Genomic DNA, 21971 nt, shown 5'->3' on the forward strand with positions numbered 1-21971 from the left:
CCGCGCTGGTCGAGCGGTTGCGCGAACTCAGCCGCGCGCCGGGCGGATCGCCGACTTCGGCCTGAACGCCTTGCACACGGCCTCGTCGCACTCGAGGTAGGGTCCGCCGATCAGGTCGATGCAGTAGGGCACGGCCGCGAAGATGCCGTGCGCCGGCGGCTCGGCCTGCGGCAGGCCGGCCAGCGTCTCGGCGATCGACTTCGGCTGGCCCGGCAGGTTGACGATCAGCGCCTTGCCGCGGATCACCGCGACCTGACGCGACAGGATCGCGGTCGGCACGAAGCGCAGGCTGATCTGGCGCATCTGTTCGCCGAAGCCCGGCATGAGCTTGTCGGCCACCGCGAGCGTGGCCTCGGGCGTCACGTCGCGCGGCGCCGGACCGGTGCCGCCGGTCGTGAGCACGAGGTCGCAGTGCTCGTCGTCGACCAGCGCGCGCAGCGCGGCGCTGATGCCTTCCTGCTCGTCGGGGATCAGGCGCGTGACCCAGGTGATCGGGTTCTTCAGGGCGCGCGACAGCCAGTCTTGCAGTGCGGGAATGCCCTGGTCGGCGTAGACGCCGCTGGAGGCGCGGTCGCTCACCGACACGAGGCCGATGCGCACGGGGTCGAAGTCACTCATGGTCGGCACCTTGGTCGCCGGCGCGCGCGAGCGCCTCGCGCAGCAGCTGGAAGAGTTCGCGGAAGGCGCGGCCCTGGCGCTGGCCGACGCCGGGCGCGGCGTTGGGCACCGCGTCCTTGCGCGCGGCGCGCACCAGGCTGCGCAGCTGTTGCGCGTCGGTGGAGGGATGCGCCGCCATCCAGCGCGTCAGCGCGTCGTCGCCGGCGATCAGCTCGGCGCGCCAGCGCTCGGCCTCGTGCAGCGCGAGCGCGTCTTGCGCGTGCCCGAGCCGGAACGCCGCGACGGCCTCGCGCACGGGCTGCGGATCGACCTGGCGCATCAGTTTGCCGATCAGCTGCATCTGCCGGCGCTTGCCTTCGAAGGATTTCGTGCGGCGCGCCTCGTCGAGCGCGTCTTGCAGCGGCTCGGGCAGGGCGAGAGCAGCCACGCGCGCGGCGGGCAGCGTCAGCAACGCCTCGCCGAGCGACTGCAGCTCGTGCATCTGCTGCTTGAGCTGGGTCTTGCTCGGCCGCTCGGCGGCGGGCGAGGCCTCGTCGTCGAGGGGCTCGTCGTGCGCGGCTTGCTGCGCGCGGGAGAGGCGGCTCAAGGTGGTCGTGGGGTGAAACGGCGGGTCGATATCATAGGTTCATGACCCGCACGACCTCCGCCTCGGGCTTTGCCCACAGCACCGAACAGTTCCGCCAATTGATCGACGACGCGCTGGCGACCGCCAAGCGCCTGGGGGCCAGCGACGCGGCGGCCGAGATCAGCGAAGGCGCGGGCCTGTCGGTCTCGGTGCGCAAGGGCTCGGTCGAGACGGTCGAGCGCAACCGCGACAAGTCGCTCGGCATCACGGTCTACATTGGCCAGCGGCGCGGCAATGCGAGCACCTCCGACTTCTCGCGCGCGGCGATCGAGCAGACGGTGCGCGCGGCCTACGACATCGCGCGCTTCACCGCCGAAGACCCGGCCGCCGGCCTGCCCGACGCGCAAGACCTGGCCACGCCCGCCGAGGCGGCGCGCGACCTGGACCTCTACCACCCGTGGGCGATCGACGCCGCCCAGGCCGCCGAGATCGCGCTGCGCTGCGAGGCCGCAGCCTTCGCGACCGACCGGCGCATCACCAACTCCGAAGGCGCCGGCGTCTCGGCGCAGGCCTCGCACTTCGTCGCCGCCAACACGCGCGGCTTCGTCGGCGGCTATGCGAGTTCGCGGCATTCGATCTCGGTCGCGCCGATCGCCGGCCGCGGCGACGACATGCAGCGCGACGCCTGGTACAGCTCGATGCGCAGCCCCGACGAGCTGGCCGCGCCCGAGGCGATCGGCCGCTATGCTGCCGAGCGTGCGTTGGCGCGCCTGAAGGCCCGCAAGCTGCCGACCAGCGAGGTGGCGGTGCTGTTCGAGTCGCCGGTCGCGGCCGGACTGCTGGGCGCCTTCGTGCAGGCCACCAGCGGCGGCGCGCTCTATCGCAAGTCGAGCTTCCTCGACGGCAGCCTCGGCCAGGCGGTGTTCCCGGCGCACATCGACATCCTCGAAGACCCGCACCAGCCGCGCGGCAAGGGCAGTGCGCCGTTCGACGACGAAGGCGTGCGCACCCGCGCGCGCAGCGTCGTCGATGCCGGCGTGGTGCAGGGCTACTTCCTGTCGAGTTATTCGGCGCGCAAGCTCGGCATGAAGACCACGGGCCATGCCGGCGGCTCGCAGAACCTGGTGATGAGAAGCCGCCTTTCGCAGCCCGGCGACGACCTCGACGCGATGCTGCGCAAGCTCGGCCGCGGCCTCTTGGTCACCGAGCTGATGGGCCAGGGCGTCAACTACGTCACCGGCGACTACTCGCGCGGCGCGGCGGGCTACTGGGTCGAGGACGGGCGCATCGCGCACCCGGTCCACGAGATCACGATCGCCGGCAACCTGCGCGAGATGTTCAGGCAGATCGCCGCGATCGGCGCCGACGCCTACACGCTGGGCAGCAAGACCATCGGCTCCGTGCTCGTCGAGCGCATGAAACTGGCTGGCAGCTGACGCACGGCCCCTCCAGTGGGGCCTTTGGCATCGGGGACTTCCCCGTTCGTTGCGCAGGAGGCCGCTGGCAGAATGCCAGATCGTTGCCTAAGCAATCTTTTTTTCCTGAGGTATCGCAGTCATGGAACGTCGTTCGTTTGTGAAGCGCGCTGGCCTGGCCGGCGTGCTGGCCGCGGGGGCCGCGCCCGCCATCGTTCATGCGCAGGCCAATCTGCGCTGGCGCCTGGCGTCGAGCTTTCCGAAGTCGCTGGACACCATCTTCGGTGCGGCGGAAGTGTTCGCCAAGAAGGTCGGCGAGATGACCGGCGGCAAGTTCCAGATCTCGGTGCATGCGGCCGGCGAGCTGGTGCCGGCCTTCGGCGTGGTCGACGCGGTGCAGAACGCCACCGTCGAGATGACGCACACCGCGCCCTACTACTTCTACGGCAAGGACCCGACCTTCTGCCTCGGCTGCGCGGTGCCGTTCGGCCTGAACTCGCGCCAGATGACGGCGTGGATGTACGAGGGCAACGGCCTGAAGCTGATGCGCGAGTTCTACGCCAAGTTCAACATGATCAGCTTCCCCGGCGGCAACACCGGCGCGCAGATGGGCGGCTGGTTCCGCAAGGAGATCAAGTCGGTTGCCGACCTCAAAGGCCTGAAGTTCCGGTGCAACCCGTTCGCGGGCCGCGTGCTCGAGCCGTTCGGCGTCGTGCCGCAGAGCATCCCGGGCGGCGACATCTACCCGGCGCTGGAAAAGGGCACGATCGACGCGGCCGAGTGGGTGGGCCCCTACGACGACCAGAAGCTGGGCTTCAACAAGGTCGCGCCGAACTACTACTACCCCGGCTGGTGGGAGGGCGGCCCGCAGCTCGACTTCTTCATCAACACCAAGGCCTGGGAGGCGCTGCCCGCGGAGTACAAGGCGGCGGTCGAGGCCGCGGCCTCGCATGCCCACGTGGAGATGCAGGCGCGCTACGACGTGCGCAACCCCGCTGCGCTGAAGCAACTGGTCGGCTCGGGCACCAAGCTGCGCCCGTTCCCGGTCGATGTGATGAACGCGGCCTTCAAGTCGGCGCAGGACGTCTACGCCGACCTGTCGGCCAAGAACCCCGAGTGGAAAAAGGTGTGGGACGACTATTCCAAGTTCCGCGCCGACCAGAACCTGTGGTTCCGCTACACAGAAGCGATCTTCGACCGCTTCATGCAGGCCCAGAAGCTCTGAGCCTGGTCGCCTGACCATCACGGCCCGCTGACGGCGGGCTGTCGTCTGGCTCGCGGCGCGGGTTGCCCCGAACGGGGCAAACCCGCGCGGGCGCGCGCGCATCGCACTCCTAGAATCCGGCCCGCCTTCAGGCAGAAGGCCAGGCAATCAGGAGACAAGATGCAGCGTCGTTCGTTCGTTCAACAGGCCGGCCTCGCCGGCGTGCTCGCAGCTGGGATGGCGCCCGCGGTGGTGCATGCGCAGGCCAATCTGCGCTGGCGCCTGGCGTCGAGCTTCCCGAAGTCGCTCGACACGATCTACGGCGCGGCCGAGGTCTTCGCGAAGAAGGTCGGCGAGATCACCGGCGGCAAGTTCCAGATCTCCGTGCATGCGGCCGGCGAGCTGGTGCCGGCCTTCGGCGTGGTCGATGCGGTGCAGAACGCCACCGTCGAGATGGCGCATACCGCGCCGTACTACTTCTTCGGCAAGGATCCGACCTTTGCGCTGGGCTGCGCGATCCCGTTCGGCCTCAACAGCCGCCAGATGACGGCGTGGATGTACGAGGGCAACGGCCTGAAGCTGATGCGCGAGTTCTACGCCAAGTACAACATCGTCAGCTTCCCGGGCGGCAACACCGGCTCCCAGATGGGCGGCTGGTTCCGCAAGGAAATCAAGTCGGTCGCCGACCTGAAGGGCTTGAAGTTCCGCATCGGCGGCTTCGGCGGCAAGGTGCTCGAGCCCTTGGGCGTGATCCCGCAGAGCATCCCCGGCGGCGACATCTACCCGGCGCTGGAGAAGGGCACGATCGACGCGGCCGAGTGGGTGGGCCCGTACGACGACCAGAAGCTGGGCTTCAACAAGGTTGCGCCGTTCTACTACTACCCCGGTTGGTGGGAAGGCGGTCCGCAGCTCGACTTCTTCATCAACAACAAGGCCTGGGACGCCCTGTCGAGCGACTACAAGGCTGCCGTCGAGACGGCTGCGTCGCACGCGCACCTGGAGATGCAGTCGAAGTACGACGCCAAGAACCCGGCAGCGCTCAAGCAGCTGGTCGGCTCGGGCACCAAGCTGCGCCCGTTCCCGACCGACGTGATGAACGCCGCGTTCAAGTCGGCCATGTCGATCTACGAGGATCTGTCGAGCAAGAACCCGGACTGGAAGAAGGTCTACGACGACTACGCCAAGTTCCGCGCCGACCAGAACCTGTGGTTCCGCTACACCGAGGCGATCTTCGACCGCTTCATGCAGGCCCAGAAGCTCTGAGCCATCGCGGCCGTCGCGAAACGAACAAGGGGCCCCGCGAGGGGCCCTTGTTCTTTCTGCCTTCAGCCCTTGTGCCGCAGCGCCAGCGTGATCGCCGCAAACGCCGCCAGCACCGGCGGCTCGGCGGCGTTGAACTGCACGATGCGGCCCTCGTGCGTGCGAACGATCAGCCTCGGCGCGACGAGCCACGCGAGATAGGGCACGTAGACGAACTTCGCGTTGACGAGGCTGTCGAGCGCCGCCTCGCGCTGCCACAGCCAGCTCTGGCGGATGCGGCCGTCGGCCACGCCGGTTCGGCTGCGCAGGATCCAGCCGGCGAACAGCAGCATCAGTGCCAGTGCGGCCAGCAGGGCCGCCTTGACGGCGGCCGGCGCCTGGGCGATCTCCGCAGCGCCCGCCTGGCGTGCCGCGCCCACCAGCACCGCGGCGCACAGCGCGACGGCCAGGCACTTGGCCGTGCGCGTGAACGCGGCGCCTTCGACCGGCGCGGCGGCCTTCAGGTCCTCGATCGACAGCGTGCCGGGCGCAGCGTGCGCAGGGCTGCCGCGTGCCATGCGCTCAGTTCGCCGGCGCGCTGGCCGGCTCCGACGCGCCGTCGGCGGGCGGCGCGAACGGGTCTTCCATGCCCGGTGCCGAGCTGCCGAACTCGACCTCGGCCGGCGCTTCCATCTGCACCTTGTCGATGTCGATCTTCTGCTGCTCGCCCAGGCCCACGGTCACGAGCCGCGGGAAGGCGATCACGAGGCCGACCATGACCATCTGGATGATCACGAACGGCACCGCACCCCAGTAGATCTGGCCGGTGGTGACCGGCGCGATCCGCTTGGACGTGACCTTGTCGGTGTACTCGTTCTGCGGCGCGACGCTGCGCAGGTAGAACAGCGCGAAGCCGAACGGCGGATGCATGAACGAGGTCTGCATGTTCACGCCGAGCATCACGCCGAACCAGATCATCAGCGAGTTGACCGGGATGTCAGGGTACATCGTCTGCAGCAGCTTCTCGGCCACCGGGCCCAGCAGCGGGATGATGATGAAGCTCAGCTCGAAGAAGTCGAGGAAGAACGCCAGCACGAACACCATCAGGTTGACGACGATCAGGAAGCCGATCGCGCCGCCCGGCAGGTTGGTCAGCAGGTGCTCGACCCACTTCGGACCGTCGACGCCCTGGAAGGTGAGGCTGAAGACGGTGGAGCCGATCAGGATGAACACGACGAAGCACGACAGCTTGGCCGTGGTGTTCATCGCCTGCTTGAGCAGCGACAGGTTCACGCGTCGACGCATGATCGCCAGCAGCAGCGCGCCGGCCGCGCCCATCGCGCCGCCTTCGGTCGGCGTCGCGATGCCCAGGAAGATGGTTCCGAGCACGAGGAAGATCAGCAGCAGCGGCGGGATCAGCACGAAGGTGACCTGCTCGGCCATGCGCGACAGCAGTCCGAGCTTGGTCACGCGGTTGATCACGGCGAGCACGAAAGCGAAGATCACCGCGAGCGACATCGACACGACGATCTGCTCGTCCATCGGGGCCTCGGTGACGGCGTGGTTGCCCATCCACGCGAGCAGCCGCTCGTAGTTCAGGCCGACATAGACCGCCAGGCCGACCGACAGGGCCAGCAGCACGCCCAGCGAGGCCAGGCCGCTCTTGCCGTTGGGCTCGCGGATCGTGCGCGCCTCCGGCGGCAGCGCAGGCACCCAGTTCGGCTTGAACAGCGCGATCAGCAGGATGTAGCCGGCGTACAGGCCCGTCAGCACGAAGCCCGGAATGAACGCGCCCTTGTACATGTCGCCGACCGAGCGGCCGAGCTGGTCGGCCATGATGATCAGCACCAGCGAAGGCGGGATGATCTGCGCCAGCGTGCCCGACGCCGCGATCACGCCCGAGGCGACGCGCCGGTCGTAGCCGTAGCGCAGCATGATCGGCAGCGAGATCAGGCCCATCGAGATCACCGAGGCCGCGACCACGCCGGTGGTGGCGGCCAGCATCGCGCCGACGAAGATCACCGCGAAGGCGAGGCCGCCGCGCAGCGGGCCGAACAGCTGGCCGATCGTGTCGAGCAGGTCCTCGGCCATGCCGGAGCGCTCGAGGATCAGGCCCATGAAGGTGAAGAACGGGATCGCGAGCAGGGTGTCGTTGCCCATGATCCCGAAGATGCGCAGCGGCAGCGCCTGGAACAGCGACGCGGGCAGGATGCCCAGCTCGATGCCGACGAAGCCGAAGAACATGCCGCAGGCGGCCAGGCCGAAGGCGACCGGGAAGCCGAACAGCAGGAAGACGATCAGCGCCGAGAACATGATCGGCGCGATGTTGTTGATGATGAACTGGGTCATGGCTCAGGCCGCCTTGTTCTCGTTGTTCTGTCCTTCGGTCTGGCGGCGAATCGCCTCGGCGAGCTCTTCTTCCGGCGACTTCTCGCGTGCCTTCAGCGTCGGGTCGGGAATCAGGTCCATCAGGAAGGCCACGCGCTTGGTCAGCTCGGAGATGCCCTGCAGCCCGAGCAGCGCGAAGCCCAGCGGCATCAGCAGATACACCGGCCAGCGGATCAGGCCGCCTGCGTTGGACGACATCTCGCCGCTTTGGAAGCCCTGCCAGAAGAACGGCACCGCCAGCCACAGCGTCAGCACCACCATCGGCATCAGGAAGCACACCAAGCCGATGATGTCGATCCAGATCTGCTTGCGCTTGGACAGCCGCCCGCTGACGACGTCGATGCGCACGTGCTCGTTGTGCAGCAGCGTGTAGCCCGCGCACAGCAGGAACACGGCGGCGAACAGGTACCACTGGATCTCGAGCCAGGCGTTCGAGCTCGTGTTGAAGACCTTGCGGACGGTGGCGTTGCCGGCGCTGATCAGCGCCGAGAACAGCACCAGCCACATCACCAGCTTGCCGACGCGCTCGTTCAGCGCGTCGATCAGCCTCGAAAGGCTCAGCAGAAGATTCATCTCGGCAGGGTGTTATCGGTGGGACGGCCGCCCGCGCGAAGCCGCCGTGCGGGCAAACGCGCGATTCTAGTCAGCCGCCTCTAGGCGTCGCGGCGGGGGAAACGCGCGTGGCGGACCGCCGCGGCCAGGGCCGACAGGAACTCCCACGGCGATCCGTCGGCCTAAACTGCCTGGATCGAGGCATCACGATGAGCAAGGCCTTCACCAGGGAATCCGACGCAGCGGACGAGGACGATGACCTCGCGCTGCCCGCGCTGCCGCCGGGCGGCAAGAACTACATCACGCCGCAGGGCTATGCGCGCCTGCGCGCGGAGCTGCTGCAGCTGCTCGACGAGGAGCGCCCCAAGGTGGTCGAGACCGTGTCGTGGGCCGCGAAGAACGGCGACCGCTCCGAGAACGGCGACTACCTCTACGGCAAGAAGCGCCTGCGCGAGATCGACCGCCGCATCCGCTTCCTCACCAAGCGCCTGGACATCGCCGAGGTCACCGATCCGAGCCTTCACCACGGCAGCGATCAGATCTTCTTCGGCGCGACCGTGACCTATGCCGACGCGCAGGGCCACGAGCGCACGATCACGATCAAGGGCATCGACGAAGCCGACAACCAGGCCGGCGAGGTGAGCTGGGTCGCCCCGGTGGCGCGCGCATTGCTGAAGGCGCGCGAGGGCGACGAGGTGAGCCTGATGACGCCGGGCGGCGCGCAGACGCTCGAGGTGCTGAAGGTGGTCTATCCGAAGCCGAGGCCGCAATGAGCGGCTTCAGCCCTTCACGCGCGCCGCGCGCAGCACCACCGGTGTGCGCTTGAGGGTGCGCAGCACGTCCGCCAGGTGCAGGCGATCGCGCACTGCGATCAGCATGCGCAGTTCGGCGGTCTCGGCCGAGCGGGTGTCGCTCATGTCCAGGTGCACGATGTCGGCCTCGGCGCCGCTGACCGCCGAGGCCACCTGCGCCAGCACGCCCTTGCCGTTCTTCACCAGCACGCTGACCGCGGTTTCGAACGCCTGCTCGGGCGCCTCGGCCCATTCGACCGTGATCCACTGTTCGCTGTCGCGCGTGGCCAGTCGCTTGGCGACGCTGCAGTCGGTGGTGTGGACCACCAGGCCCTCGCCGCGGCCCAGGTAGCCGGCGATCGCGTCGCCCGGGATCGGACGGCAGCATTGCGCGAGCTGCAGCGTCGCGCCCTCGCTGCCGTCGATCACCACGGTGCCGTGGCCGGGCTGGCTCTCGTCGGCGATGTAGCGCCCGGCGGTGAGCGTCAGCGCGTCGGGCCGTGCCCCGCGCTCGGCCAGCAGCGCCGCCAGGCGCTTGGCGACGATGCCGGGAATCTTCTTGCCTAGGCCGATGTCGATCAGCAGCTCGTCGCGCGTCTTGTTCGCGCTCCAGCGCAGCAGCGCCTGCCACAGCGGTGCCTGGCCGGGGTCGTCGGTGGTCTCGTCGCCGCCCGGCAGCGTCAGGCCCTCGGCGCGCAGCGCCTGCGCGAGCATCTTCTCGCCCAGGCGCAGCGACTCCTCGGCCTCCATGGTCTTAAGGTAGTGGCGGATCTTCGAGCGCGCGCGGCCGGTGCGCACGAAGTTCAGCCAGGCCGGATTGGGCCGCGCGCTCGGCGCGGTGACGACCTCGACCACGTCACCCGAGCGCAGCTCGGTGCGCAGCGCGACCGCTTCGCCGTTGACCTTGGCGGCGATGCAATGGTCGCCCACGTCGCTGTGGATCGCGTAGGCGAAGTCCACCGGCGTCGCGCCCTTGGGCAGGGCGAGGATCTGGCTCTTGGGCGTGAACACGTAGACCGAGTCGGGGAACAGGTCGATCTTCACGTGCTCGAGGAACTCGGCCGCGTCGCGCGTCTCGTCCTGGATGTCGAGCAGGCTTTGCAGCCACATCGCGCCCAGCGCCTGCGCGTCCGAACTGCCGGCGCCGTGCGCCTTGTAGAGCCAGTGCGCGGCAATGCCCTTCTCCGCCACCAGGTGCATCGCCTCGGTGCGGATCTGGAACTCGACCGCGGTGCCCAGCGGACTCACCAGCGTGGTATGAAGCGACTGGTAGCCGTTGGCCTTGGGGATCGCGATGTAGTCCTTGAAGCGCCCGGGCAGCGGCTTGTAGAGCTGGTGCAGCACGCCCAGCGCGAGATAGCACTCGGGCAGCGTCGTCACGACGATGCGAAAGCCGAACACGTCGTTCACCTGGGCGAAGCTCAGGTGCTTGTCGTGCATCTTGCGGTAGATGGAGTACAGCGTCTTCTCGCGGCCCCAGACCTGCACGCTGAGCTTGGCTTCCTTGAACGAGCGCTCGACGTCGCGCTGCACGCGCTCGACGATGTCGCGGCGATTGCCGCGCGCACGCGCCAGCGCCTTGGCCAGCGCGCCATGGCGCCAGGGCTTGAGGTACTGGAACGAGAGCTCCTGCAGCTCGCGGTAGGTCTGGTTCAGGCCCAGCCGGTGCGCGATCGGCGCATAGATGTCGAGCGTTTCGCGCGCGATGCGTCCGCGCTTGGCCACCGCCATCGCGTCCATCGTGCGCATGTTGTGCAGCCGGTCGGCGAGCTTGATCAGGATGACGCGCACGTCGCGCGACATCGCCAGCAGCATCTTGCGAAACGACTCCGCCTGCGATTCCTCGCGCGTCGAGAACTGCAGCTTGTCCAGCTTGGTGAGGCCGTCGACCAGGTCGGCGACCGGCGCCCCGAAGCGCTCGATCAGCTCCGGCTTGGTGATGCCGCAGTCCTCCATCGCGTCGTGCATCAGCGCGGCCTGGATGGCCTGGGCGTCGAGCTTCCAGTCGGCGCACAGGCCGGCGACCGCGATCGGATGGGTGATGTAGGGCTCGCCGCTGGCGCGGAACTGGCCCAGGTGGGCCTCGTCGGCGAAGCGGTAGGCGTCGCGCACCTGGCGCAACTCGGCGGCGTCGAGGTAGTCGAGCTTGATCTTCAGCGCGCCGAAGCTGCCGGCTTCGGGCGCCGGCGGGTCGGGCGCGGCCACGACGGCGCCGGGCGGGGTCGAGCCGCCGAGCATGAAGGCCGGCAGCGCCTCGCTCAGCTTCTTGCGAACAGCGGAAACCGCACGGGAGGGCATGGCCTCATGGTAGCGGAGGCCGCGCGGCCGCCAATGCGCATGGGCTTGGCACCGACGCTCGTGCCGCCAAGCAAAACGGCCCGCACAGGGCGGGCCGTCAGGGCGGGAGGCGGGCGGCTTAGACCGGCACCTTCTTCAGCATCTCGATGCCGACCTGGCCGGCGGCAATCTCGCGCAGGGCCGTGACGCCCGGCTTGTTCTTGGTCTCGACCTTGGGCGCGTGGCCCTGGCTCAGCATGCGCGCGCGGTAGGTGGCAGCCAGCACCAGCTGGAAGCGGTTGGGGATCTTGTTCAGGCAGTCTTCGACGGTGATGCGGGCCATGCGGGCGCTCCAAGGCAGAGGGGAGGGAATCAGTCCAGGTGCAGTGCCTGGAACACGGCCGCCTTGCTGCGGCGCTGACGACCGTATTTTAGCCGCTGGGCGTGGACGATCGCCTTGAGGTCGAAAAGCGCGGTCTCGAATACCGCGTTGATCACCACGTAGTCGAAGTGACGCGCCTGCGCGACCTCCTCGCGGGCGTTGGCCATGCGCGTCTCGATGACCTCCGGCGCATCTTCGCCGCGGCGGTGCAGGCGCTGCAAGAGCTCGTCCCAGCTCGGCGGCAGGATGAAGATCAGGGTCGCGTTCGGGAACAGCTTCTTGATCTGCAGCGCGCCTTGCCAGTCGATCTCGAGCACGACGTCCTCGCCGTCTTGCAGGCGCTTCTCGATCGCCAGCCGCGAGGTGCCGTAGAGGTTGCCATGCACCTCGGCCCACTCGAAGAACGCGCCCTTGGCGATCATGTCGCGAAATACCGGCTCGGCGACGAAGTGGTACTCGCGGCCGTCGACCTCCTGGCCGCGCGGCGGGCGCGTCGTGTGCGAGACCGACACCGCCAGGTGCGCGTCGAGCTCGAGCAGCGCCTTGACCAGGCTGGACTTGCCGGCCCCGCTGGGGGCGGCGACGACGAAGAGGTTGCCGGGGTAGTCCATGGCGCTTGTGCTGCTCATTCGATGTTTTGCACCTGCTCGCGCATCTGCTCGATCGCGACCTTCATCTCGACGGAGATCTGCGTCAGCTCGAGCGCGGCCGACTTCGAGCCCAGCGTGTTGGCCTCGCGATGCAGCTCCTGGATCAGGAAGTCCAGCCGCTTGCCGATCTCGCCGCCGGCGGCGAGCAGGCGGTCCACCTCTTCCAGATGCGCGCGCAGCCGGGCCAGTTCCTCGGCCACGTCGATGCGCAGAGCGAACGCCGCGGCCTCGCCCAGCGCGCGCTCCTGCAGCGCCTCGGCCGGCACGCTCTGCGCCGCACCGGTGGTTTCGAGCGCGGCGCGCCAGCGCTCGAGGAAGCGCTGCTGCTGGCGCTCGACGACCTGGGGCAGCAGAGGTTCGGCCTCGGTGGCCAGTTCGCGCAGGCGCGCGATGCGCTGCGACAGGATCGTGACCAGCTTGGCGCCTTCGCGCCGACGCGCCTCGTTGAGCGCCGCCACCGCCTTGCGCGCGATCTCGATCACGGCTTCGTCGCTGCGCGGCGCCGAGGTGCCGGCGCGGCACCACTGCAGCGCTTCGTGCACCGACAGCGGCTGGGCCTTGGGCAGCCAGCCCTGGACGGTGCCTTCGAGGCGCGCGAGCGCGCTGAGCTGTTCCGGATGCGGATGCGGCAGGCCGCTGTCGGCCGAATCGCGCGTCGCCACGCGGACTTCGACCTTGCCGCGGCGCAGCGAGGCCGTGAGCAACTCGCGCAGCGCCGGCTCGATCGGGCGCATTTCGTCAGGCATGCGAAATGCGAGGTCGAGGAAGCGGCTGTTGACCGAGCGCAGCTCGATGGCCATGCCCGGCTCGCCGGGCGCATTGGCCTCGCCCATCGCCTGGGCGTAGCCGGTCATGCTGTAGACTGACATCGCTATCGCATTGCAAAATCCGATTATGTCAAAGGCGAAACCCGCCCCCTTGCCAGCTGGCACCGTGGTCGGGGGCTACCAGATCGTCAAGAAGCTGGCAGCCGGCGGCTTTGGCGTCGTCTACCTCGCCGAGGACGCCGAGCGCCGACTCGTCGCGCTGAAGGAATACCTGCCCGCTTCGCTGGCCGAACGACAGCCCGGCGAACTGACCCCGCGGGTCAAGCCCGAGAAACAGCCGCTGTACCGCCTGGGCCTGAAGAGTTTCTTCGAGGAGGGCCGCTCGCTCGCGCAGATCTCGCACCCGAGCGTGGTCTCGGTGCTGAACTTCTTCCGCGAGAACGAAACCGTCTACATGGTGATGAACTACCTGCAGGGCGACACCCTGCAGGACTTCATCGTCACCGCGCGCGATCTCAAGCGCGACAAGGTGTTTCGCGAATCGACGATCCGCAGCCTGTTCGACGAGATCCTGCGCGGCTTGCGCATCGTTCACCAGCACAAGATGCTGCACCTGGACATCAAGCCGGCCAACATCTTCATCACCAACGACAACAAGGCGGTGATGCTCGACTTCGGCGCGGCGCGCGAGGTGCTGAGCAAGGAAGGCAACTTCATCCGCCCGATGTACACGCCCGGCTTCGCGGCGCCCGAGATGTACCGCCGCGACGGCACGCTGGGCCCGTGGACCGACATCTACGCAATCGGCGCGTGCATCTACGCCTGCATGCAAGGCTACCCGCCCAACGACGCCCCGCAGCGCCTCGACAAGGACCGCCTGGGCCTGTCGCTGTCGCGGCTGCGCAATGTCTACTCGGACAACCTGATCGAGGTCACCGAGTGGTGCATGTCGCTCGATCCGCTGTCGCGCCCGCAAAGCGTGTTCGCGTTGCAAAAGGAGCTTGCGCGCGAGACCGAGCGGCGCTACACCAAGCTCAGCTTCAGCGAACGCCTGAAGCTGCAGCTCGAGAACATCAAGACCGGAGCCAAGGCCTGAGCCTGGCCCATCGCGAGGAAAGCGCATGAGGTTCTCCGTCTACCAGGTCAGCCGCAAGGGCGGACGCGAGAAGAACGAAGACCGCATGGGCTATTGCTACACGCGCGACTCGGGCTTGTTCGCATTGGCCGACGGCATGGGCGGCCACCCGGAAGGCGAGGTCGCCTCGCAGCTTGCGCTGCAGACGCTGGCGGCGATCTTCCAGCGCGACGCCAAGCCGGTGCTCAAGGATCCGACGCGCTTCCTGCACGACGCCGTCATCGCGGGCCACCACCAGCTGATCCGCTACGCGACCGAAAAAGCGCTGATCGACACGCCGCGCACGACCGTGGTGGCGGTGGTGCTGCAGGGCAACTCGGCCTACTGGGCGCACTGCGGCGACTCGCGGCTGTATCTCGTGCGCGGCGACAAGCTCATCGCGCGCACGCGCGACCACAGCTACTCCGAACTGCAAGAGACGATGGCCCAGGTTGTGCCGATGGGCGAGCGCTTCAACCGCAACGTGCTGTTCACCTGCCTCGGCAGCCCGGGCAAGCCGGTGGTCGACACGGTCGGCCCGATGATCCTGCAAGGCGGCGACAAGCTGCTGCTGTGCTCGGACGGCCTGTGGGGCAGCGTCTCGGACGAAGAGATCACCGCCCAGCTCGCACAGAAGCCGATCGCCGACGCGGTGCCCGAACTCGTCGAGCAGGCCCTGCGCAACGGTGGCCCGAAGAGCGACAACGTCACCGTGATCGCCGTCGAATGGGAGGCGGCCGAGGACTTCGAGACCTCGCGCGGCATCTCGACACAGACGCTCGGCGAAGAAGTGTTCGCCTCGACCATTCAGGCCAGCGTCGGCGCCGGCACCGGCGAGCCCGACGAGCTGGATGAAGCCGAGATCGAGCGCTCGATCCGCGAGATCAACGAGGCGATCCGCCGCTCGGCCCAGCAGAAGAAGTCCTAGCCGCGCTGCGCGACAATCGCACCCGAACCACCCAGCGGGGCCCAGGATGAACGTCCCGGGCCCCGCGGCCTTTCAAGGACCCCATCGATGAGCTTCACCCGCCCCGCCGGCCGCGCCGCCGACTCGCTGCGCAAGGTCAGCCTGCAGCGCCACTACACCAAGCACGCCGAAGGCTCCGTCCTGGTCACCTTCGGCGACACGCAGGTGCTGTGCACCGCCTCGGTCGAGGAGCGCGTGCCCCCGCACAAGAAGGGTTCGGGCGAGGGCTGGGTCACGGCCGAGTACGGCATGCTGCCGCGCTCCACGCACACGCGCAGCGACCGCGAGGCCGCGCGTGGCAAGCAAAGCGGGCGCACGCAGGAGATCCAGCGCCTGATCGGGCGCTCGCTGCGCGCGGTGGTCGACCTCGCCGCGCTGGGCGAGCGCACCATCCACCTCGACTGCGACGTGATCCAGGCAGACGGCGGCACGCGCACCGCCGCGATCACCGGTGCCTACGTCGCGCTGGCCGACGCGATCACCTGGCTGCTCTCGCAGGGCAAGATCACCGCCAGCCCGCTGCGCGACGCGGTCGCCGCGATCAGCGTGGGCATCGTCGAGGGCACGCCGCTGCTCGACCTCGAGTACGTCGAAGACGTGGCCTGCGACACCGACATGAACGTCGTGATGACCGGCGCCGGCCACTTCGTCGAGGTGCAGGGCACGGCCGAGGGCGCGGCCTTCACGCGCGCCGAGATGGACCGCCTGCTGGCGCTGGCCGAGGCCGGCATCGGCCGGCTGATCGCCTTGCAGCGCGAAGCACTCGCCCAGTGAAGCCGATGAAGCTCGTCCTCGCCTCCAACAACGCCAAGAAGCTCGCCGAGCTGCGTGCGCTGTTCGCGTCGTTGCCGATCGAGCTGCTGCCGCAGGGCGAGCTCGGCATCGCCGAGGCCGACGAGCCGCACCATACGTTCATCGAGAACGCGCTCGCGAAGGCGCGTCACGCGTCATTGGCCAGCGGCCTCGCGGCGATCGCCGACGACTCCGGCCTGTGCGTCGACGCGCTCGGCGGCGCGCCGGGCGTGCAGTCGGCGGTCTACGCGCCGCTGCCGTTGGTGCCGGGCGAGCGCGAGCAGCGCCGCGCCGCGCAGGACGCCGCGAACAATGCGCTGCTGCTCGAACGCCTGGCCGGCGCGACCGATCGCGCCGCGCGCTTCGTCAGCGTGCTGGTCGCGGTGCGCAGCGCCGACGACCCCGAGCCCTTGGTCGCGATGGGCCGGTGGGGCGGCGAGATCCTCGCGGCGCCGCGTGGTACGGGCGGCTTCGGCTACGACCCGCTGATGTTCATTCCCTCGCTGAAGTCCACGGTCGCCGAGCTCGACGCCGAGATCAAGAACGCGATGAGCCATCGCGCGCGCGCAGCCGCGCAGATGTTCGGCCTGATGCGCGAGGCCTGGCGGCTGGAGTCGCGCGGTGGCTGATGCCCCCCAAGGCAAGCGCGTGCCGATCCCGCTGCGGGTGTCGGGGCATGAGCAGGCCGTCTCGCTGCACCTGACGCCCGGCGCGCTGCGCCTGCCGGCGCCACCGCCGCTGGCGCTGTACGTGCACCTGCCGTGGTGCCTGCGCAAGTGCCCCTACTGCGACTTCAATTCCCACGAGGTCCGCTCGCAGGAGCTGCCCGAGCGGCGTTATCTCGACGCGCTGGTCGCCGACCTGGAGGCCTCGCTGCCGGCCGTCTGGGGCCGCCGCATCGTCAGCGTCTTCATCGGCGGCGGCACGCCCAGCCTGTTCTCGCCCGACGGCATCGCGCGGCTGATCCCCGACCTGCGCGCGCGCCTGCCGTTCGAGCCCGGCTGCGAGATCACGCTCGAGGCCAATCCCGGCACCTTCGAGCGCGAGCGCTTCCGTGCGTTTCGCGAGGCCGGCGTCACGCGCTTGTCGGTCGGCGTGCAAAGCTTCGACGACGCCAAGCTGAAGGCGCTGGGCCGCGTGCACGATCGCGCCCAGGCCCTGGCCGCCGTCGAGGAGGTCGCGGCCTGCTTCGAGACCTGGAACCTCGACCTGATGTACGCGCTGCCGGGCCAGTCGCTGGCGGATCTGGAGGCCGACTTGTCGCAGGCGCTGGCGTTCGCGCCGCCGCACCTGTCGCTCTATCACCTGACGATGGAGCCGAACACGGTGTTCGGATCGCGTCCGCCGCCGGGGCTGCCCGACGACGATCTTGCATCGGAGATGCTCGATCTCGTCACGGCGCGCACCGACGGCGCCGGCATGGAGCGCTACGAGATCTCGGCCTACGCGCGCCCGGGGCACCGATGCCTGCACAACCTCAACTACTGGCGCTTCGGCGACTACCTCGGCATCGGCGCCGGCGCGCACGGCAAGCTGAGCTATGCCGAGCGCGTCGTGCGCCAGGTGCGCTGGCGCGAGCCGGCCAAGTACATGGAACAGGCGCTGGCCGGCCAACCGGTGTCGAACGAGCACGAGGTCGCGGCCGACGATCTGCCGTTCGAGTTCATGCTCAACGCGCTGCGGCTGAAGGACGGCTTCGAGTTCGCGCGCTACATCGAGCGCACCGGGCTGCCGCTGAACAGCATCCTCGCCGGCCTCGACGAGGCGGAGAGCAAGGGCCTGCTCGCGCGCGATGCTCAGCGCGCCTGGCCCACCGACCGCGGCTTCGACTTCCTGAGCGACCTGCAGTCGCTCTTCCTCAAACCCGGTTGAGCGACATGCCGGCCGTGGCGCGCAAGCGCTCGACCAGGTGGCCGGCGATCTTCGCCAGCGGCAGCACCTCGTGCGCGGCGCCTGCCGCCACCGCTTCGCGCGGCATGCCGTAGACCACGCAGCTCGCCTCGTCCTGGCAGACGTTGTAGGCGCCGGCGTCGCGCATCTCGCGCATCGCCCGCGCGCCGTCGGCGCCCATTCCGGTGAGCATCACGCCAACCGCGTTGGGCCCGACCACTCGCGCGGCGCTCTTGAACAGCACCTCCACGCTGGGCTTGTGGCGGTTGACCGGCTCGCCGTCCTGCACGCGCGCGATGTAGTTCGCACCCGAGCGCTCGACCGACAGATGCATGCCGCCCGGCGCGATGTAGGCATGGCCCGGAAGCACCCGTTCGCCGTCGCTGGCTTCCTTGACGCGGATGCGGCACAAGCCGTCGAGCCGCGTCGCGTAGCTCTTGGTGAAGCCGGCCGGCATGTGCTGCGTGATCATCACCGCGGGGCTGTCCGCCGGCAGGTTCACCAACACCTCGCGCGTGGCCTCGGTTCCACCGGTCGACGCGCCGATGAAGATGATCTTCTCGGTCGACAGACGCCCGAGCGATGGCACCGGCGTGATCGGCCGGGACGTGCCGCTGTCGGCCGCGGGCGCGGCCAGCTTCTTGACCTGAGCGCCCGAGGCGGTGCGGATCTTGTCGGTGATGTCGGCGCCGAGCTGGCGCAGGCCGTCGGAGACGCCGATCTTGGGCTTGGCGACGAAGTCGATCGCACCGAGCTCCAGCGCGCGCAGCGTGACCTCGGCGCCGCGCTCGGTCAGCGTGGAGACCATCACCACGGGCATCGGCCGCAGGCGCATCAGCTTGCCGAGGAAGTCGAGGCCGTCCATGCGCGGCATCTCGACGTCGAGCGTGATCACGTCGGGGTCGAGGTTGCGAATCATCTCGCGCGCGACGAAGGGGTCGCTCGCCGCGCCCACGCACTCCATGTCGCGCTCGCGATTGATGATCTCGGTGAGAAGGCTGCGCACGAGAGCGGAGTCGTCCACCACCACCACGCGCGTCTTCTTGGCTGCCATGCGTTCGGTCCTTGTCGTTGTTGCGGTCGTTGTCGCGCTCGTTCGTCGCGACGGCGTCAGAACAGGTCGATCGAGCCCCCGGCGCCGGCGGCCGGCACCGACCTGGCCGCCGCGCGCTCCTGGGCGACGAGGTCGGGCGCGCTGGCCGCGAGCCGCTTGACCACCGCCTTGCCGCTGGCCGGGAAGAAGCCGACCTTGCGCGGGTAGACGTCGAGTACGTCCTTGCTGACCACCGGGATGCGCTCGGTCTTCAGGTAGTCGATCACGAAGGCGGTGTTGCGCTCGCCGACGTTGATCGTGTTCATGCCGCTGATCACCGCGCCGCCGCCGAACACCTTGGCCTCGAGCGCGAGCCGGCTCGCGCCGCGCTTCATCATCTCGTTGATCAGCAGCTCCATCGCGAAGCTGCCGTAGCGCCCGCTGTCGGCGCCGGCACCGCCCTCGGGCAGCATGAAGTGGTTCATGCCGCCGATGCGGCGCTCGCGGTCCCACAGGCAGCAGGCGATGCACGAACCCAGCGTGGTCATGATGAGCACGTCCTCGTCGTGCACGAAGTACTCGCCGGGCAGCACCTTGACCGTGTCGGTCTTGAAGTGCGCGTCGAAGAAGAAGAACGAGGCCTCGCCGGGCTTGCGCGGCGCGGCCTTGAGGGCATCAAGGCGCGAGGGTGGGCGCGCGGCGGCGGTGCTGGCGAGCAGGCTCATGGGATTCTCAGCTGTCCACGCGCTCGTAGACGGTCTTGCCGCGAAGGCGGAACAGGTCGCGCGAGTCGGTGAAGTTCTCGGAATGCCCGACGAACAGCAGCGAGCCCGGCTTCATCACGCGGTGCATGCCCTCGAGCACGCGGCGCTGCGTCGGTGCGTCGAAGTAGATCATCACGTTGCGGCAGAACACGATGTCGAACGGCTCGCCGAGCGACCAGCTCGCGCTCATCAGGTTGAACGTGCGGAACTCGATCAGCCGCGCCAGCTCGGGCTTGACGCGGATGCTCCCGGCGTTGGGGCCCGTGCCGCGAAGAAAGTGCTGGCGCAGCCGTTCCGGCGACAGGCCGCGCGAGTCGGCGCCATAGACGCCGCGGCGCGCGCGGTCGAGCACGTTGGTGTCGATGTCGCTGGCGACGATGCGCGCGTTCGGCTGCGCGCCGAGCGATTCGACGACCGTCATCGCCAGCGAGTAGGGCTCCTCGCCGGTCGAGGCGGCGTTGCACCAGATCCGCTGCGACTGGCCGCGGCGTTGCGACAGCGCCTGCGCCAGCAGGGGAAAGTGGTGCTCCTCGCGGAAGAAGGCGGTCAGGTTGGTGGTCAGGCAATTGATGAACTGCTGCCACTCCTGCTCGGCGGTCGCGCCGTGCGCCTGCTCGAGCCACTGCAGGTAGCTGGCGAACGAGCGGTGGCCGGTCTCGCGCAGCCGGCGCGACAGCCTGCTGTAAACCATGGCCTGCTTGCCGGGCTGCAGGTGGATGCCTGCGCGCTCGTAGATCAGGCGCTTGACGCGTTCGAAGTCGCTCGGGGCGAAGTCGAACTCCCGATCGGCAACGGCGGGAACAGATGCGGACAGGACGGCGCTCATCGGCAACGGGACAGTGCTGGCCCGTGGGAGACGGGCGTCAGCGGGTTATCGGCTGCCAGTGTGGGGAGCTTGAGAGCCGCATATCTCGGAAGATGGGGTACCTCGGTGGCGCAGTTCGAAGGCTGGCGCGTGCCGGTCACCGCTAGACTGACCGCGAACAGAACCTGCCCCGATGACCGACCGTTCCGCCGACGTGCCTGCCGAGTTGCGCCTGGATGCCGCGCTGCAGCTGCTCGGGCGTTCCGGCGTCGCGTTGCCGTCGGGCGGCGATCCGCGCGATCCGCAGTGGCTGCAGCAGGTCATTGACGGCCTGATCGAAGTCTCCAGCCGCGATGCGCTGACCGGCCTGGCCAACCGTCGCCAGTTCGAGCTGGCGCTCGAGCGCGAGGCCGATCGCGTGGCCCGTGCCGGCGAGCCGGCGCTGCTGCTCCTGCTCGACCTCGATCACTTCAAGTCGATCAACGACACCCACGGTCACGCGGCCGGCGACCTGGTGCTGCAGGCCGTGGCCCAGGCACTGCTCGACTGCGTGCGCCCGATGGATACCGTCGCGCGCTACGGCGGCGAGGAGTTCGCGGTCATCCTGCCCAACTGCCCGCCGGCCTTTGGTGCCACCGTGGCCGAGCGCGTGCGCCGGCGCATCGAGTCGCGACCGGTGCCCATCTCCAACAGCCTGGCGCTCAAGGTGACCGCCAGCGTCGGCGGTGCGTTCGCGCCGCCATGGGTGCGCTCGTCGGCCAGCCTGTGGATCGAGCGCGCCGATCGCCAGCTCTACGAAGCCAAGGCGGCCGGTCGCAACCGCGCCTGCCTCGAAACGACCGCCACGACCGAAGTCAGTGCCGAGGAGAAGGGCCTGCTGTTCGGCCTGTCCGCACCGATGCCGCTCGACGAACCGGCCCAGCACTTCCCCAAGCCATGACCGCGACCCCCACCGAAGCACCCGCTCGCGGCCGCCGCGCGCGCATCGTTGCCGTCACCAGCGGCAAGGGCGGCGTCGGCAAGACCTTCATCTCCGCCAACCTCGCCGCGGCGCTGGCCCGGCGTGGCCTGCAAGTGCTGGTGCTTGACGCCGACCTGGGGCTGGCGAACCTCGACGTGGTGCTCAACCTGCACCCCAAGATCACCTTGCATGACGTGTTCACCGAGCGCGCCACGCTGGAGCAGGCCACGCTGGCCGCGCCGGGCGGCTTCTCGGTGCTGCTGGCCGGTTCGGGCCTGGTCGAGTACTCGCGGCTGACGCCCGACGTGCGCGACAAGCTTCAGGCCATCGTCGACCAGGTTCGCCCGCGCTTCGACGTGGTGATCCTCGACACTGGCGCCGGCATTTCCGACGTGGTGCTGCACGCCGTGTCGCTCGCCGACGAGGTGCTCGTGGTCGCGACGCCCGAGCCGACCGCGCTGACCGACGCCTACGCGACGATCAAGGTCCTGGCGACGCAGCAGCAGCGTCATGAGCTGCGCCTCGTGGTCAATCAGGTCGCGCGCAGCGGCGACGGCCGTGCGGTCGCCGCCCAGCTGCAGCAGGTGGTCGACCGCTTCGTCGCGCCGGCCGTCGGTACGGCGGTGCGCCTGAACCTGCTGGGCGACGTGCCGAGCGACCCGGCGGTGCGCGAGGCGGTGCAGCGCCGCCAGCTGCTGGTGGAGGCGATGCCGGGCGCCGCGGCGGCCCAGGCCTTTGCGCCGCTGGCGCAGCGGCTGGCTGACTGAGGCGTCGACGCCTGACCCTGCACAAGCCGC

23 protein-coding genes are annotated in these 21971 nt (G+C 69.1%); 11 read left to right on the forward strand and 12 right to left on the reverse strand.

The window, feature by feature from the left end; translation table 11 throughout:
- Positions 1–27: 27 nt before the first annotated feature.
- Together mog and yjgA are read right to left on the reverse strand one after the other, a co-directional pair.
- On the reverse strand, positions 28–618 hold the full coding sequence (gene mog / locus ACO2TI_RS17060; RefSeq protein WP_423286148.1) for a molybdopterin adenylyltransferase: 591 nt from the start codon (positions 616–618) through the stop codon (positions 28–30).
- Positions 611–1204, reverse strand: a complete 594-nt coding sequence (gene yjgA, locus ACO2TI_RS17065; RefSeq protein WP_423286149.1) for a ribosome biogenesis factor YjgA — start codon at positions 1202–1204, stop codon at positions 611–613. The genes mog and yjgA overlap by 8 nt, the downstream gene beginning before the upstream one ends.
- 41 nt (positions 1205–1245) lie before the next feature.
- Between yjgA and pmbA the strand changes: the two genes are divergently transcribed.
- The 3 genes from pmbA to ACO2TI_RS17080 all read left to right on the forward strand — a co-directional run bounded on the left by pmbA (position 1246) and on the right by ACO2TI_RS17080 (position 5065).
- A complete protein-coding gene (gene pmbA / locus ACO2TI_RS17070) occupies positions 1246–2619 on the forward strand; it encodes a metalloprotease PmbA (RefSeq protein ID WP_423286150.1) in 1374 nt (457 codons plus the stop codon).
- A gap of 121 nt (positions 2620–2740) precedes the next feature.
- The gene (locus ACO2TI_RS17075) at positions 2741–3823 is read left to right on the forward strand and encodes a TRAP transporter substrate-binding protein (RefSeq protein ID WP_423286151.1); all 1083 of its coding nucleotides are present in this window, start codon (positions 2741–2743) and stop codon (positions 3821–3823) included.
- Between the two features lie 159 nt (positions 3824–3982).
- On the forward strand, positions 3983–5065 hold the full coding sequence (locus ACO2TI_RS17080) for a TRAP transporter substrate-binding protein (protein WP_423286153.1): 1083 nt from the start codon (positions 3983–3985) through the stop codon (positions 5063–5065).
- A 62-nt stretch (positions 5066–5127) separates the two neighbouring features.
- Here the strand turns inward: ACO2TI_RS17080 and ACO2TI_RS17085 are convergent, their stop codons facing one another.
- From ACO2TI_RS17085 to ACO2TI_RS17095, 3 genes are read right to left on the reverse strand one after another with little or no spacing between them, the layout of a single operon-like run.
- Positions 5128–5619 carry a hypothetical protein gene (locus ACO2TI_RS17085; RefSeq protein ID WP_423286155.1) on the reverse strand — a complete coding sequence of 164 codons (492 nt, stop codon included), beginning with the start codon at positions 5617–5619 and terminating at the stop codon, positions 5128–5130.
- 4 nt (positions 5620–5623) lie between these two features.
- Positions 5624–7390, reverse strand: coding sequence for a TRAP transporter large permease (locus ACO2TI_RS17090; protein WP_423286157.1), 1767 nt, complete (start codon positions 7388–7390; stop codon positions 5624–5626).
- 3 nt (positions 7391–7393) lie between these two features.
- Entirely contained in the window at positions 7394–8002 is a 609-nt protein-coding gene (locus ACO2TI_RS17095) for a TRAP transporter small permease subunit (protein WP_423286159.1), read from the reverse strand.
- Between the two features lie 188 nt (positions 8003–8190).
- On the opposite strand from ACO2TI_RS17095, the gene greB reads away from it, so the two are divergent.
- Entirely contained in the window at positions 8191–8754 is a 564-nt protein-coding gene (greB, locus tag ACO2TI_RS17100) for a transcription elongation factor GreB (RefSeq protein WP_423286160.1), read from the forward strand.
- Positions 8755–8760: 6 nt separating this feature from the next.
- On the opposite strand, the gene ACO2TI_RS17105 is transcribed toward greB, so the two are convergent.
- The 4 genes from ACO2TI_RS17105 to ACO2TI_RS17120 form a co-directional block, all read right to left on the reverse strand.
- Positions 8761–11070, reverse strand: coding sequence for a RelA/SpoT family protein (locus tag ACO2TI_RS17105; protein ID WP_423286162.1), 2310 nt, complete (start codon positions 11068–11070; stop codon positions 8761–8763).
- Positions 11071–11188: 118 nt separating this feature from the next.
- Positions 11189–11392 carry a DNA-directed RNA polymerase subunit omega gene (rpoZ, locus tag ACO2TI_RS17110; protein ID WP_423286163.1) on the reverse strand — a complete coding sequence of 68 codons (204 nt, stop codon included), beginning with the start codon at positions 11390–11392 and terminating at the stop codon, positions 11189–11191.
- A gap of 29 nt (positions 11393–11421) precedes the next feature.
- Complete coding sequence (gene gmk, locus ACO2TI_RS17115; protein ID WP_423286386.1) at positions 11422–12042, reverse strand: guanylate kinase; 621 nt, start codon at positions 12040–12042, stop codon at positions 11422–11424.
- A gap of 14 nt (positions 12043–12056) precedes the next feature.
- Positions 12057–12950, reverse strand: a complete 894-nt coding sequence (locus tag ACO2TI_RS17120) for a YicC/YloC family endoribonuclease (protein WP_423286164.1) — start codon at positions 12948–12950, stop codon at positions 12057–12059.
- A 25-nt stretch (positions 12951–12975) separates the two neighbouring features.
- On the opposite strand from ACO2TI_RS17120, the gene ACO2TI_RS17125 reads away from it, so the two are divergent.
- The 5 genes from ACO2TI_RS17125 (at position 12976) to hemW (ending at position 17593) form a co-directional block, all read left to right on the forward strand.
- A complete protein-coding gene (locus tag ACO2TI_RS17125; RefSeq protein WP_423286165.1) occupies positions 12976–13944 on the forward strand; it encodes a serine/threonine protein kinase in 969 nt (322 codons plus the stop codon).
- A gap of 25 nt (positions 13945–13969) precedes the next feature.
- Entirely contained in the window at positions 13970–14890 is a 921-nt protein-coding gene (locus tag ACO2TI_RS17130) for a PP2C family protein-serine/threonine phosphatase (protein ID WP_423286167.1), read from the forward strand.
- An 87-nt stretch (positions 14891–14977) separates the two neighbouring features.
- Positions 14978–15703 carry a ribonuclease PH gene (gene rph, locus ACO2TI_RS17135; protein WP_423286169.1) on the forward strand — a complete coding sequence of 242 codons (726 nt, stop codon included), beginning with the start codon at positions 14978–14980 and terminating at the stop codon, positions 15701–15703.
- A gap of 5 nt (positions 15704–15708) precedes the next feature.
- Positions 15709–16350 (forward strand): non-canonical purine NTP pyrophosphatase, encoded by a 642-nt coding sequence (locus tag ACO2TI_RS17140; RefSeq protein ID WP_423286170.1) that lies wholly within the window; start codon positions 15709–15711, stop codon positions 16348–16350.
- 19 nt (positions 16351–16369) lie between these two features.
- Positions 16370–17593, forward strand: a complete 1224-nt coding sequence (hemW, locus tag ACO2TI_RS17145) for a radical SAM family heme chaperone HemW (RefSeq protein ID WP_423286389.1) — start codon at positions 16370–16372, stop codon at positions 17591–17593.
- On the opposite strand, the gene ACO2TI_RS17150 is transcribed toward hemW, so the two are convergent.
- The 3 genes from ACO2TI_RS17150 to ACO2TI_RS17160 are packed head-to-tail and all read right to left on the reverse strand — an operon-like array spanning position 17580 to position 20234.
- On the reverse strand, positions 17580–18665 hold the full coding sequence (locus ACO2TI_RS17150) for a protein-glutamate methylesterase/protein-glutamine glutaminase (protein ID WP_423286171.1): 1086 nt from the start codon (positions 18663–18665) through the stop codon (positions 17580–17582). The genes hemW and ACO2TI_RS17150 overlap by 14 nt on opposite strands.
- Before the next feature lie 56 nt (positions 18666–18721).
- Positions 18722–19369: a chemoreceptor glutamine deamidase CheD gene (gene cheD / locus ACO2TI_RS17155; RefSeq protein ID WP_423286173.1), complete on the reverse strand. Its 648-nt coding sequence runs from the start codon at positions 19367–19369 to the stop codon at positions 18722–18724.
- Between the two features lie 7 nt (positions 19370–19376).
- Positions 19377–20234, reverse strand: a complete 858-nt coding sequence (locus tag ACO2TI_RS17160) for a CheR family methyltransferase (protein ID WP_423286174.1) — start codon at positions 20232–20234, stop codon at positions 19377–19379.
- Positions 20235–20406: 172 nt separating this feature from the next.
- Here ACO2TI_RS17160 and ACO2TI_RS17165 point away from each other — a divergent pair, with 172 nt between their 5' ends.
- Both ACO2TI_RS17165 and ACO2TI_RS17170 read left to right on the forward strand, forming a co-directional pair.
- Complete coding sequence (locus ACO2TI_RS17165) at positions 20407–21153, forward strand: diguanylate cyclase (protein ID WP_423286175.1); 747 nt, start codon at positions 20407–20409, stop codon at positions 21151–21153.
- On the forward strand, positions 21150–21941 hold the full coding sequence (locus ACO2TI_RS17170; RefSeq protein WP_423286178.1) for a MinD/ParA family protein: 792 nt from the start codon (positions 21150–21152) through the stop codon (positions 21939–21941). Before ACO2TI_RS17165 ends, ACO2TI_RS17170 begins: the two co-directional genes overlap by 4 nt.
- Positions 21942–21971: the final 30 nt, after the last annotated feature.

It is taken from the genome of Caldimonas sp. KR1-144, assembly GCF_049446155.1.
Classification (GTDB): Bacteria; Pseudomonadota; Gammaproteobacteria; order Burkholderiales; family Burkholderiaceae_C; genus Rivibacter.

Bases quoted from the DNA above. Each gene is read 5' to 3' on its own strand.
- ACO2TI_RS17130 (WP_423286167.1), top strand. From the start codon at position 13,970: ATGAGGTTCTCCGTCTACCAGGTCAGCCGCAAGGGCGGACGCGAGAAG.
- ACO2TI_RS17095 (WP_423286159.1), bottom strand. From the start codon at position 8,002: ATGAATCTTCTGCTGAGCCTTTCGAGGCTGATCGACGCGCTGAACGAG.
- ACO2TI_RS17080 (WP_423286153.1), top strand. From the start codon at position 3,983: ATGCAGCGTCGTTCGTTCGTTCAACAGGCCGGCCTCGCCGGCGTGCTC.
- ACO2TI_RS17160 (WP_423286174.1), bottom strand. From the start codon at position 20,234: ATGAGCGCCGTCCTGTCCGCATCTGTTCCCGCCGTTGCCGATCGGGAG.
- ACO2TI_RS17150 (WP_423286171.1), bottom strand. From the start codon at position 18,665: ATGGCAGCCAAGAAGACGCGCGTGGTGGTGGTGGACGACTCCGCTCTC.
- ACO2TI_RS17105 (WP_423286162.1), bottom strand. From the start codon at position 11,070: ATGCCCTCCCGTGCGGTTTCCGCTGTTCGCAAGAAGCTGAGCGAGGCG.
- ACO2TI_RS17140 (WP_423286170.1), top strand. From the start codon at position 15,709: ATGAAGCTCGTCCTCGCCTCCAACAACGCCAAGAAGCTCGCCGAGCTG.
- ACO2TI_RS17090 (WP_423286157.1), bottom strand. From the start codon at position 7,390: ATGACCCAGTTCATCATCAACAACATCGCGCCGATCATGTTCTCGGCG.
- pmbA (WP_423286150.1), top strand. From the start codon at position 1,246: ATGACCCGCACGACCTCCGCCTCGGGCTTTGCCCACAGCACCGAACAG.
- ACO2TI_RS17075 (WP_423286151.1), top strand. From the start codon at position 2,741: ATGGAACGTCGTTCGTTTGTGAAGCGCGCTGGCCTGGCCGGCGTGCTG.
- ACO2TI_RS17125 (WP_423286165.1), top strand. From the start codon at position 12,976: ATGTCAAAGGCGAAACCCGCCCCCTTGCCAGCTGGCACCGTGGTCGGG.
- gmk (WP_423286386.1), bottom strand. From the start codon at position 12,042: ATGGACTACCCCGGCAACCTCTTCGTCGTCGCCGCCCCCAGCGGGGCC.
- ACO2TI_RS17165 (WP_423286175.1), top strand. From the start codon at position 20,407: ATGACCGACCGTTCCGCCGACGTGCCTGCCGAGTTGCGCCTGGATGCC.
- rph (WP_423286169.1), top strand. From the start codon at position 14,978: ATGAGCTTCACCCGCCCCGCCGGCCGCGCCGCCGACTCGCTGCGCAAG.
- rpoZ (WP_423286163.1), bottom strand. From the start codon at position 11,392: ATGGCCCGCATCACCGTCGAAGACTGCCTGAACAAGATCCCCAACCGC.
- cheD (WP_423286173.1), bottom strand. From the start codon at position 19,369: ATGAGCCTGCTCGCCAGCACCGCCGCCGCGCGCCCACCCTCGCGCCTT.
- ACO2TI_RS17085 (WP_423286155.1), bottom strand. From the start codon at position 5,619: ATGGCACGCGGCAGCCCTGCGCACGCTGCGCCCGGCACGCTGTCGATC.
- mog (WP_423286148.1), bottom strand. From the start codon at position 618: ATGAGTGACTTCGACCCCGTGCGCATCGGCCTCGTGTCGGTGAGCGAC.
- ACO2TI_RS17170 (WP_423286178.1), top strand. From the start codon at position 21,150: ATGACCGCGACCCCCACCGAAGCACCCGCTCGCGGCCGCCGCGCGCGC.
- greB (WP_423286160.1), top strand. From the start codon at position 8,191: ATGAGCAAGGCCTTCACCAGGGAATCCGACGCAGCGGACGAGGACGAT.
- ACO2TI_RS17120 (WP_423286164.1), bottom strand. From the start codon at position 12,950: ATGTCAGTCTACAGCATGACCGGCTACGCCCAGGCGATGGGCGAGGCC.